Source organism: Burkholderia sp. WTPI3, from assembly GCF_021483755.1.
Classification (GTDB): domain Bacteria; phylum Pseudomonadota; class Gammaproteobacteria; order Burkholderiales; family Burkholderiaceae; genus Burkholderia.
This window is the reverse complement of record NZ_JAGIXF010000146.1, coordinates 1-9834: the sequence shown is the minus strand read 5'-3', so window position 1 is coordinate 9834 and position 9834 is coordinate 1. Positions and strand designations below refer to the sequence as shown.

At 63.5% G+C, this 9834-nt stretch carries 13 protein-coding genes and 1 pseudogene; 6 read left to right on the top strand and 8 right to left on the bottom strand.

All coding sequences use genetic code 11. The features are described 5' to 3' along the window. Nucleotides 1–107 precede the first annotated feature (107 nt). Nucleotides 108–887, bottom strand: coding sequence for a PRC-barrel domain-containing protein (locus tag J7024_RS35155; protein WP_175795782.1), 780 nt, complete (start codon nucleotides 885–887; stop codon nucleotides 108–110). Nucleotides 888–1779: 892 nt separating this feature from the next. On the opposite strand from J7024_RS35155, the gene J7024_RS37420 reads away from it, so the two are divergent. Further along, nucleotides 1780–1962 carry a hypothetical protein gene (locus tag J7024_RS37420; RefSeq protein WP_315857441.1) on the top strand — a complete coding sequence of 61 codons (183 nt, stop codon included), beginning with the start codon at nucleotides 1780–1782 and terminating at the stop codon, nucleotides 1960–1962. Nucleotides 1963–2032: 70 nt separating this feature from the next. After that, nucleotides 2033–2296 carry a hypothetical protein gene (locus J7024_RS35150; RefSeq protein WP_233409995.1) on the top strand — a complete coding sequence of 88 codons (264 nt, stop codon included), beginning with the start codon at nucleotides 2033–2035 and terminating at the stop codon, nucleotides 2294–2296. Between the two features lie 114 nt (nucleotides 2297–2410). Here the strand turns inward: J7024_RS35150 and J7024_RS35145 are convergent, their stop codons facing one another. From J7024_RS35145 to J7024_RS35130, 4 genes and pseudogenes are all read right to left on the bottom strand, one after another. Continuing rightward, entirely contained in the window at nucleotides 2411–3130 is a 720-nt protein-coding gene (locus J7024_RS35145; protein WP_175752142.1) for a Crp/Fnr family transcriptional regulator, read from the bottom strand. A gap of 464 nt (nucleotides 3131–3594) precedes the next feature. Beyond that, on the bottom strand, nucleotides 3595–4263 hold the full coding sequence (locus tag J7024_RS35140) for a VIT1/CCC1 transporter family protein (RefSeq protein ID WP_175752144.1): 669 nt from the start codon (nucleotides 4261–4263) through the stop codon (nucleotides 3595–3597). After that, a pseudogene (locus tag J7024_RS35135) lies at nucleotides 4256–4522 on the bottom strand (AAA-associated domain-containing protein); the annotation flags it as partial. The pseudogene J7024_RS35135 and the gene J7024_RS35140, both read right to left, overlap by 8 nt. Beyond that, nucleotides 4459–4680 carry a hypothetical protein gene (locus J7024_RS35130; protein WP_175770673.1) on the bottom strand — a complete coding sequence of 74 codons (222 nt, stop codon included), beginning with the start codon at nucleotides 4678–4680 and terminating at the stop codon, nucleotides 4459–4461. The gene J7024_RS35130 and the pseudogene J7024_RS35135, both read right to left, overlap by 64 nt. 212 nt (nucleotides 4681–4892) lie before the next feature. On the opposite strand from J7024_RS35130, the gene J7024_RS35125 reads away from it, so the two are divergent. Next, nucleotides 4893–5813 carry a DnaJ C-terminal domain-containing protein gene (locus tag J7024_RS35125; protein ID WP_175752146.1) on the top strand — a complete coding sequence of 307 codons (921 nt, stop codon included), beginning with the start codon at nucleotides 4893–4895 and terminating at the stop codon, nucleotides 5811–5813. A 6-nt stretch (nucleotides 5814–5819) separates the two neighbouring features. Beyond that, nucleotides 5820–6170: a chaperone modulator CbpM gene (locus J7024_RS35120; RefSeq protein WP_175752148.1), complete on the top strand. Its 351-nt coding sequence runs from the start codon at nucleotides 5820–5822 to the stop codon at nucleotides 6168–6170. An 82-nt stretch (nucleotides 6171–6252) separates the two neighbouring features. Here J7024_RS35120 and J7024_RS35115 read toward each other — a convergent pair whose 3' ends face one another. After that, nucleotides 6253–7884: an oleate hydratase gene (locus J7024_RS35115; RefSeq protein ID WP_175770675.1), complete on the bottom strand. Its 1632-nt coding sequence runs from the start codon at nucleotides 7882–7884 to the stop codon at nucleotides 6253–6255. A 23-nt stretch (nucleotides 7885–7907) separates the two neighbouring features. Here J7024_RS35115 and J7024_RS35110 point away from each other — a divergent pair, with 23 nt between their 5' ends. After that, complete coding sequence (locus J7024_RS35110; protein ID WP_175795764.1) at nucleotides 7908–8144, top strand: hypothetical protein; 237 nt, start codon at nucleotides 7908–7910, stop codon at nucleotides 8142–8144. Between the two features lie 157 nt (nucleotides 8145–8301). Next, a complete protein-coding gene (locus J7024_RS35105; RefSeq protein ID WP_442861914.1) occupies nucleotides 8302–8970 on the top strand; it encodes a Bax inhibitor-1/YccA family protein in 669 nt (222 codons plus the stop codon). A 119-nt stretch (nucleotides 8971–9089) separates the two neighbouring features. On the opposite strand, the gene J7024_RS35100 is transcribed toward J7024_RS35105, so the two are convergent. After that, nucleotides 9090–9269: a hypothetical protein gene (locus J7024_RS35100; RefSeq protein WP_175752155.1), complete on the bottom strand. Its 180-nt coding sequence runs from the start codon at nucleotides 9267–9269 to the stop codon at nucleotides 9090–9092. A gap of 309 nt (nucleotides 9270–9578) precedes the next feature. Further along, the coding region (locus J7024_RS35095) for a hypothetical protein (RefSeq protein WP_234745916.1) at nucleotides 9579–9834 on the bottom strand (256 nt) is incomplete at its 5' end.

The following is a 9834-nucleotide window of genomic DNA, read 5'->3' as shown; positions in this document are numbered from 1 at the left end:
TGATGCAGAGCGCGTCGAGTGCCGAATCTTTCGTTGACGGGAAACAGGGTGAGGTCATGCAATTGCTCCTATATCCCGCATGGGATGATTCCTCGCGCGGGTGTGCGTTATCGGTCTCCGCTCCAGTAGCCATGCTTACCGTAAAACTCGTGCAACTCGATCTCGTAGCTTCGATGAACGAGCTGCGAATCGTCGTATGGAGGGCTTCGGCGGATTGCGTCGCCCGTGAGCGTCGTCGATACCGTTTCCGTCGCCCAGTCCACCTGGCCGAGCCAGTGGGTCGCGATCAGCACTTCCTTGCTGGTTGACCACCAGCTCGACGTGTCGATCGCCAGATAGCGCATTACCCACGCTTCATCGTCGTAAATGAAGTCGGACACGTGGCCGATATGTCCGTCCGTGGCTTCGACTTGATATCCGTCGACCTCGCCAGTGCTGCGCAGATGTGTATCCGCCGATGCGCTGGCCGGCGCGGCGTGCGAGAAAAGAGGATCGCCCGCTTCAGGGTCTTGTGACGGCCCGGCGGGATCGAAAGCCGGGTACGCGCCCATCCCCCAAAGGTTCGGGCCGCCCCAGTAGGTCGGGTAGTTGTAGTAACGCAGATATTCGATTTCGTGCTGGCGGGATACCGGCTTGTGCGTGTCCAGATTCGGGCTATCTCTCACCTGCTGTTGCGTCAGGCTGACATATAGCGTGCGGAATTCGGCATGCGTAACTGAATAGGGCGAGATCAGCACCTGCCTGTCGTGCAGCCAGTCGCCGGTCTCGACGACGATGTAGCGAATACACCAATTGTCATCGTCGAAGTAGGCCTGATGGATGTGGCCGATATCGCCGTCCTTCGCTCGAACCGTGTCTCCGTGCAACCTTCGAATGCTTCGCAACATGATGTCCTCGCCAGAGCGATGCCCGGCACGTCGGTGATCCGGCTGAACTGCCTGCCACCCTGTGGCATCTAGTCGTTCGTCCGCCGATGCGGAGCGATTCTTGCCGATCACGTCCCCTCGGATGGCCGGCATGGTTGAAACGCTACACGCGCCGAATGGCCGATGCGGTACGAAACCGTACAAAGCGTGCACCGTTTGGAGCACAGGGGTGGTCCATCCGGCGACGAGCTGTCCTCCCCGACATGTCGCGGAATATCCTCTCCGTCTTCGTCGTCAGGATCGCGAAGCAGCGAGGATTGCCACGTCGATGGGCTGCCAGGCGACCGAGGCTGCCGGATTGGCTTCGTGTCTCAACTCAGCCGCAGCGGCATGAACAGCGAGACGCCCGGTGCCCGTGCCGGCGCGTAAGCCATCGGAGGCGCGCCGTACGCATACTCGTCGTCGCCGTGATGCCGTCGTGGCCGCCGCTACGGTATTGGCCATAGTGGCGACCACCCTGATGTGTCATATGCGCGTGATTGTCCTGGTCCCAACCGTGATTCACTCTCTCCGCATACAACAGCGGTGCGGCGAAAAAGCAGCCGATTGCGAAGATCAGGCCGACGAGTCGCATGCCCGATCTCGGCGCCATTTTGGTTCGACGTGCATGTCCTGCGCGACCGGCTGTCACAGGGATTCCTGGCCGGGCGTGATGCCAAGTCTCTGGCCGCGACCGCGGTTCGTGTCCCGATGTCCGGCGTTCTGCGCCGGATCATGATCGTGCCCAGCGAAATTTTCAAATCGGGCCTATGCTGGCGTCGTAATCGGCGGCATTTCACGCTGGCGGGTCGGCCGTACGCCGCGAGTCGGATCATGTCAGCCTGGTCCGACCATCAACTCCACGGAGGTGGTTATGCGCAGCAGGTATCGAGAGCAGCATACGAACCGCGGCAAGAGCGAACGCAATGTCGACGAGGCGGTCGAGGGGACGTTCCCCGCCAGCGATCCGCCGTCGATAGGCGGTGTCACCAGGATGATTTCCCGCCCGGCCCATCGAAAGCATCACCGGAAGTCGTCGCACATCAAGCATCGCTAGCCCAGACGTGATGGATGACGGCGTCCTATGCGGTCTTCCGCAAGCGGGGCCGGCTGTACCCGAGCATCGGATGAGTGTCATTGTCAATGTCGAGACTGTGCGTGAAGCCTACGCGGTTGCTTCCAGTGGCGGAGCGGGCGAGATGCTTTGCGCCATTCCGTGGAATACAACGAAATACGATACCGACGACAAATGTTTCCATCTGGATGTGACTGGCGCGCATGTCAAAGGCACCCCGGGATTCGACGGCGAGCATTGGCGGGTAATGGCGCAATCGCAGTGGGGCTTGTCGCTTCACCAGTACTACAACTCGACGCCGTACTGGCTAACCTGAGGATGCCTAATCCGTCGTGTCGGGAGCGGCAAGGTATCGATCCTCCGCGCCCACGCCTTCGGAAACGTCAACGGCATCCGCTCCGAATGCCGGTGCGATGCGGCGCAGTGGGGACTACAGTCGCTTCAGATCGGGAAGCAGGCGATCGAATTCGCGTTTGACCACGCTGTAGCATTCGCACACACGCCTTTCGAGCCCGGGCCGGTCCAGCACCTCGATGTGGCCGTAGTTGTAGCGGATGAGGCCCGCGTCCTGCAGCTTCAATGCCGCTTCCGTCACGCCCGACCTGCGCACCCCCAGCATGTTGGCAATCAGCTCCTGTGTCATGCGAAGTTGGTTCGAAGGCAGGCGGTCGAGACTGAGCAGCAGCCAACGGCACAGTTGCTGATCGATCGAGTGATGCCGGTTGCATACCGCGGTCTGGGCCATCTGCGTGATCAGCGCCTGGGTATAGCGCAACAACAGGCGCTGCATCGCGTTGCCGCGCCGGAATTCTTCTTTCAGGATGCTCGCGTCGAGCCGGTAAGCTTGCCCCGCGCTTTGCACGACGGCGCGACTCGGAGTCGTTTCGCCGCCCATGAACAACGACACGCCGATCATGCCTTCATGCCCGACGATCGCGATTTCAGCGGACGAGCCGTCCTCCATCACATACAGCAACGAAACGATCGACGTGGTCGGAAAAAAGACGTGATGAAGCTGGCCGCCCGACTCGTACAGCACTTTTCCCAACGGCATCTCGACGAGCGTCAGGTGCTCAGCGAAGTGGGCGCGCTCGTTTTCCGGCAGCGCGGCAAGCAGGTGATTTTCGGTAAGGGGCGGGTTGCCCTGCATGTGTGGCTCCTGCGCTTGCGTCCGGCTGACGAACGAGAACCCGGCCGATGTGGGCGCTGCGGGAATCGGTGGAAGGGCCAACCATCATATCTTACCGATCCGACGACTAGGCGGGATAGTGACAGCAATTTGTCCCCTGTCTCGATGAATTGGGGATGGCCGTTCGAATGCGAATCCACCTTCAAAAATTATAATGCCGGCACATGTCTGATCAAGGTGCGCGATCGCGCGCGATCGATATGGAACCCGGTATTTCGGGGTGGTCTTGATTTCAATGCAATTCACCGGTTAGAGCGATCCATATTGCATGGGGGTGCGGCATGTCCCCAATAAATATTGATTTCAGATCAAGCGGTTGCTGTTTGGGTTCCAGGCAGGTGGCACGCGGCCAAGCAGCGCTGCAACCCGCTCAGTCATTGTGGCCGGGCGACGATCGCCAGCGGGCCGCTCGGGACACGCCCAGGCTAGTCTATCTCGGCGGGTATTTCGATGAAGGCAAGCTGAACCTTTCCCGCAGCGAGATGCGGGAGCGCATCGGCCGGTGTCTGGTGCCGCCGCAGAATCCCTACAACCCGCCGGCGATGACGTCGCGCACGCGGGCCATGATCGCCGCGCGCCAATATGGAACACAAGCTCGCAACCGCGATGACGGCAGCGACAGCCCGCGAGGGCGATGCGAGAACGGCGGAGAGCAGTGGCCCGACGCCGCCTGCGGCGAAGCTGACGAGCGAGGCGCTCGCCGCGGCGAGCGCATCGTGCGCCATCAGTTGTTCGGCGACCTGGCGCGCCAGCACCGCATCGAGGCCGCGCTGGACGTAGATGTCGGCCAGTTCGTTCTGCTCGTGCGCATAATCGGCTTGCAGCGCCGGCCGGTCGATTTCCGTATCGCCGGATTCGCCATCCGCCTGCGAGCTGACCGACACGTATTCCCCGGCGCTCATCGACAGCATCCCGGCCGCAAGCCCGGCGATGCCGGCGGTGAGCCTCGTACGAGGCGCCATCCCCACCGACGCCATGCCGACCATTAGGCTGGCCATCGACAGCACGCCGTCGTTGGCGCCCAGCACGGCCGCGTGCAACCGGCCCGACCGATGGGTCCGATGGAAATGACGAGGGCTGCCTGCGTTAGTCATCACCGGCGCCGAACATGCGGGTCGCGTCGTCGTAGGTGTATAGCCCCGAGGCGCGGCTCCAGTCGATGACGGTTCGAAGCGTATCCGCCGCGTCCTGCGGGTTGAGGTGATCTTCCAGCTCGAGATCAAAACGTTCGCGCGGCGCCCGATGCCCGTCCCGCTCGTCGAGGACTGCCCGGATGTGGCCGGCAAGCGCTACGAAATGTTCGAGATGCTCGCGCAACAGCCGCTTGCGGTCGGCCGCACGTCCCTGCGGATGGGTGCGTGCTGAGCGATCACGAGAGGGCCGACCATCTGGCGTGCGGCTGCGCCGACGAGCACCGCCAGGCCGAGCACCAGCAGGACGGCGAGCAGATCGCGCCAGTCGGACGCGCGCGGGTACCAGCGTTCGTTCAGGATGTTGGCATGGTGCTCCAAGTGGCGCCCCCGTTCCGGGTCTTCACATCGACGACCACGCTTGCCGGTGAGCCGTTGACATGGGTCAATCCCGTTGCCAGATCGCTGAATACGCTGCGAAGGAGGAGTTCGAACATGCGTAAACGACGCTTTCGCACCGCTTCGGCCAGACTGCATCGGCGCATGCGCCGGCCGGTCCATCGATCCATCGCTTTTCCCGTCAGGTCTTTCTCATGGAATACAAGGACTACTACGAGGTGCTGGGCCTGGCGCGCGACGCGACGCAGGACGACATCAAGCGGGCGTATCGCAAGCTAGCGCGCAAATATCACCCCGACGTCAGCAAGCATCAGGATGCCGAAGTGCACTTCAAGGAAGTCGGGCACGCCTACGAGGTGTTGAAGGACCCCGAGAAGCGGGCCGCCTACGACAGGCTCGGCGCCGGATGGCACGGCGGCGAGTCATTTCGCCCGGAGCCGAACTGGGACGAAGGGTTCGAATTCAGCGGAGCCGGCGCGCCGCCCGACTTCGACGACTATCTGGCGTCGATCTTCGCCGCCGGGCGGGCCAGGCCGGATGGGTCGCTCAACGCCGGGCGCGATCACCATGCGAAGCTCGTCGTCGACCTGGAAGACGCGTATCGCGGCGCGCAGCGCGTCATTTCGCTGAGCGTGCCGGGCGTCGACCCGCAGGGACACGTGCGGCTGCAGCCGCGGACGCTGAATGTCTCCATCCCGAAAGGCATTCGGGCCGGACAGTACATCCGGTTGGCGGGACAGGGCGGCGCCGGGCACAGCGGCGGTGCGCCCGGCGATCTGTATCTCGAGATCGCGTTTCGCGACCATCCGCGTTTTCAGGTGAACGACCGGGATGTGACGGTCGATCTCCCGGTCGCGCCGTGGGAAGCGGCACTCGGCGCAACGGTCACGACGCCGACGCCCGACGGCGAGGTCGCGGTGACCGTGCCCGGGAACTCGCCATCCGGAAGACGGCTGCGATTGAATGGCAAGGGGATTCCCGGCGAACCGCCCGGCAACCTGTACGTGAAGCTCAAGATTGTCCTGCCGCCCGCCGACAGCGAGCGGAGCAAGGCTGCCTACGACACCATGCGTCAGTCGTTCGATTTCGATCCGCGCGCGCATTTTTACGGGTGATGCATCATGAAAGAATCCAGAGCCGTCTATCTGCAAGGACAGGTCATCGACGAGCGCGTCGAGTTGACGTTCGTCGAGCTGTGCCGGATAAGCGGCGCGTCCGAGGAGGAACTGACGCTGTGGGTCGCCGAGGGCGCACTCGACCCGCTGGGCGCCTGTCCGCGAGAGTGGCGTTTCAGCGGGGCGGTGCTGCGCCGTGTCGCGATCGCGCAGCGCCTGTCCCGGGATCTGATGATCAACCCGCCCGGCATCGCGCTCGCGCTCGATCTGCTCGACGAGATCGATGCGCTGCGCGCTGTCACCCGGGCCACCCCGGCCGCGCATCTGGAATCGGGCCCGCCCGCGGGCCCCGCCTGATTCAAGTCAAGGACGCGAACCGGTCGCGGGCGCTTGCCGGTCGGACCGGCGGGCGCCGCGCCCGCCGTCCTGCATGCCGTCCTCAGGCGTCATGCAGCGTCGTGAATGCCCGATACAGCACCCGTGGGTCGTGCTGTCCCTTGTAGACCGGGGGCGGCCGGCGGTCGAGATCGAGCAGTGCCGCGACGGCCGCCTGCGCGCTGCGGATCGAGTATTCGACGGTAAACACGACGTCGTCGGGCAGTTCGCAGAACTGCCCGACGAAAGCAAGATTGGCGGTGCCTTCCGGCGTTACCTGCGGCCGGTCGCCGTCCTTGCGCGCCAGAAACTGGCTCGTGATGAAGGGCATCATGCACGGTATGCAGGTGAGCCTGGCGAGGAGGTCGTCAGCCTGCTCGGTGAGTCGCAGATGTCCGAGCAATTCGGTCATGATCTCGCGCCCCGTGCAGGCCGCCATCGGCTTCTCGACGAAGTTGCCGGGCGCGTCGACGAACAGCCCGTATCCCCACAACACGCTGACGTCCTCGGGCTGACCGACGAAATGCGGCTGATGCGGCACGACGATCGACATCAGCCAGCTCGACTCCGCGAAGGTGATCAGACCGCCTTCGCCGGGAACATTGCCGGTCAGGTCGCGAATCCGCCGGAGCAGGGCGGGCTCGCGCAGCGTGGCCGTGAACGACAGCCATTTGGATTCGTTGATGTGATCGGCGAACGCGGCCGGGCGTCCGAACGCCGGCCGTCCGGCCGAGATCTTCTCCCACAGCGCCCATGCACCGGCGTCGGCTCGGCCGTTGAGGGTCGCGGGGCGATCCATGCCGCCGAGACTCGATCCTTCCGTCATGGAGCCCAGCGTGACGATCGCGCAATCGCCTTCGCGCACCGCGATTCGGCTGGTGGCGCCGTCGCGCTCGCAGACGATCTGCTCGACGCGGGTCTCGCCATCGGCGCGGCTCAACACGAGATCGGTCACGCGGGTATTCGACTCGAAGCGCACGCCGCGCTCGTCGAGCCATTTCTCGAGCGGCCTCACCAGCGAATCGTACTGGTTGTAGACCGTGCGCATGATCCCCTGTAGCTGGTTGAATCCGGACACCATGTGCGCGAACCGGAGCAGGTAGCGCCTGAATTCGACCGCGCTATGCCACGGCTGGAACGCGAAGGTCGTGCACCACATCAGCCAGAAATTCGTCGTGAAGAAACCGGCGTTGAAGTGATCCGAGATCCGGCTGTCTCCGAGCATGCTTTCCGGCTCGATCGACAGGCGCTCCAGCGCGACGATGTGTCCTTCGTCGAGCCCGAAGAGCGGCTTGTTTACCCGTCGGCCGTCGCGCACCAGGCGCGACTTCGACGCGGTCCGCATGGTCTCGTTCCAGTCGAGGATTTCGCGGGTGACGGAACATCGCTTGTCGAGCGTCGGGATCGACGAAAACAGATCGTAAGTGCAGAGGTACTTGCTTTCGAGCATGCGGCCGCCCCGGATCACGTAGCCCTCGTCGGCCGAACCCGCGCCGTCCAGGCTGCCGCCCAGGCGATCGAGCGCTTCGATGATCGTGATATTGCAGCCGCGTACGTCGCCGTCCCGGATCAGAAAGGCCGCCGCCGCCAGCGATGCGATGCCGCCGCCCACCAGATAGAACCGGCTGTTGTCCCGATCGATGCCGGCCGCGCGTCGGCGGGCGGCTCGATCCGAATCCCGTGTGCTGCGTTGCATGGAGATGTCCCTGTTCAGAATGGATGAAACCGCCGTCGACGCCCGCGGACGCGGATCTCGCTGCCGTCATTGGCGAGCACTCGCGCCACGATATCTACGTTCCACGCACGGCGATTGAGATGCGTCAACCGATCCGGATGCGGCAGGCCATGCCGGTGCATTTCGCGCGCGGCTTGACACAACTCAAGCAGATCCGCGGCTTCGTGCGCTGCAATTCGGGTGCGCGCAAGGCCCTGCAGAGCCGGTGCGGCGCCGGATAGGCTTGATGTGCGTCAAGGTGCCCGATGACCCGAGGGGCGAGATTGATCACGGGAACGGCTACGACGAAGCGCGGCCGCCACAACTGCGGTCCGAGGAGAATCGATCATGGGAAGCGACTTTCGACAGGGGGCGCGAGCAGAAGAGTCGCAGCGCGTATTGGGCGGCGACGACGTCGGCCTTCGCCAGTATGTGCGACGCATCTACAACTATATGGCCGGGGGCCTGGCGCTGACGGGCGCCGTTGCCTATCTCGGCGCATCGACCGGGTTCTACGTGTCGATTGCCGGAACGCCCCTCTTCTGGGTGGTGCTGCTCGCACCGCTGGCGCTGGTCATGTTTCTGAGCTTCCGCATCGAGCACATTAGCTCCGGCGCGGCGCAGATCGGTTTCTGGGCCTACGCCGCGCTGGTCGGGCTCTCGCTTTCCGGCATCTTCCTCGTATATACAGGCGAGAGCATTGCGCGTGTGTTCTTCATCAGCGCGGCCACGTTCGGTGCAACGAGCCTCTATGGCTACACGACACGGGCCGATCTGTCGCGCTTCGGCTCCTTTCTGTTCATGGGGCTGATCGGCATCGTCATCGCGGGGCTCGTGAATCTCTTCCTGGCATCGTCGGCGCTGCAGTTGGTCGTTTCCGTGATCGGCGTGCTCGTGTTCACGGGGCTCACCGCGTTCGACACGCAACGCATCAAGCGTATCTACGTAGCGGGCGAAGAGGGGGAAATCGCCGGCAAGAAGGCGATCATGGGAGCGCTTGCGCTCTATCTCGACTTTCTAAACCTGTTCCTGATGCTGATGCGGCTCTTCGGCAACCGCCGCAGCTAGGCGAGCGCTGGTGGATCGGGACAGGGCGCCGTGCGGCGGGCCCCGGCGGGATCATCGCTGGAGCAAACAGGGGCCGGGCCTTGATGAACCTGGCCCGGCCGTCCGCTACCGGCTGCACATCATGTCGGTCTGGTTTGAACGTTGACGCTGCCCAACGCATCGAGCGCGGCGAGTCGGGCATTCATCAGTTCTGCGTGTAGCTTGATCGCCCGGATCAGAAATTGAACATCCTCGTTTTCGCTTTTCGAAGCAAGGTCATCGAATTCGGCCCACATCTCCTTTATCCGTTCGGCGCTCATGGCGACTCCTTTGACGTGTGTATGGATGACGTCGTACGGCAGGCTGGAACACCGTCGACGCCGTATGAACAGCATCGGCACGGGCCTGCCTTGCGAGCTGATCTGGATCAAGGCGGCGCAACTTCGGGGTATCGCTCGACATTCGGCTCCGGGTTTGAATGGACCTTGTCTCGCTCGGAAGCGCGCGTGCCGTGGCGATCGGCCCAGGCCGCCGCACTTTGTACGTCAGCGTGCAGACGACATGCCTTTACGTGTCCCATGCTTTCAAACAAACCGGTGCGTGTGAATCGCACGTCATTGCGGGTTCGTTCACCTGCCGAGCAGATGGGTGTTTGCTATGGTCAAAGTGCTGATTTCCGACGCGCATGCTGTCATGCGGGCGGGTGTGCGCAGCGTCCTCGCGGAGGTCGTCGACGTCGATGTCGCCGGTGAGGCGACAGATGGGGCCGCCACACTCGAACTCGTTCGCACTTTGAAGCCGCGCGTGCTGTCGCTCGGATTGGTGATGCAGGCCGGCGCCCGTTCCTCGAACCACCGATGATCGCTGCCGTCGATCTGAATCAAC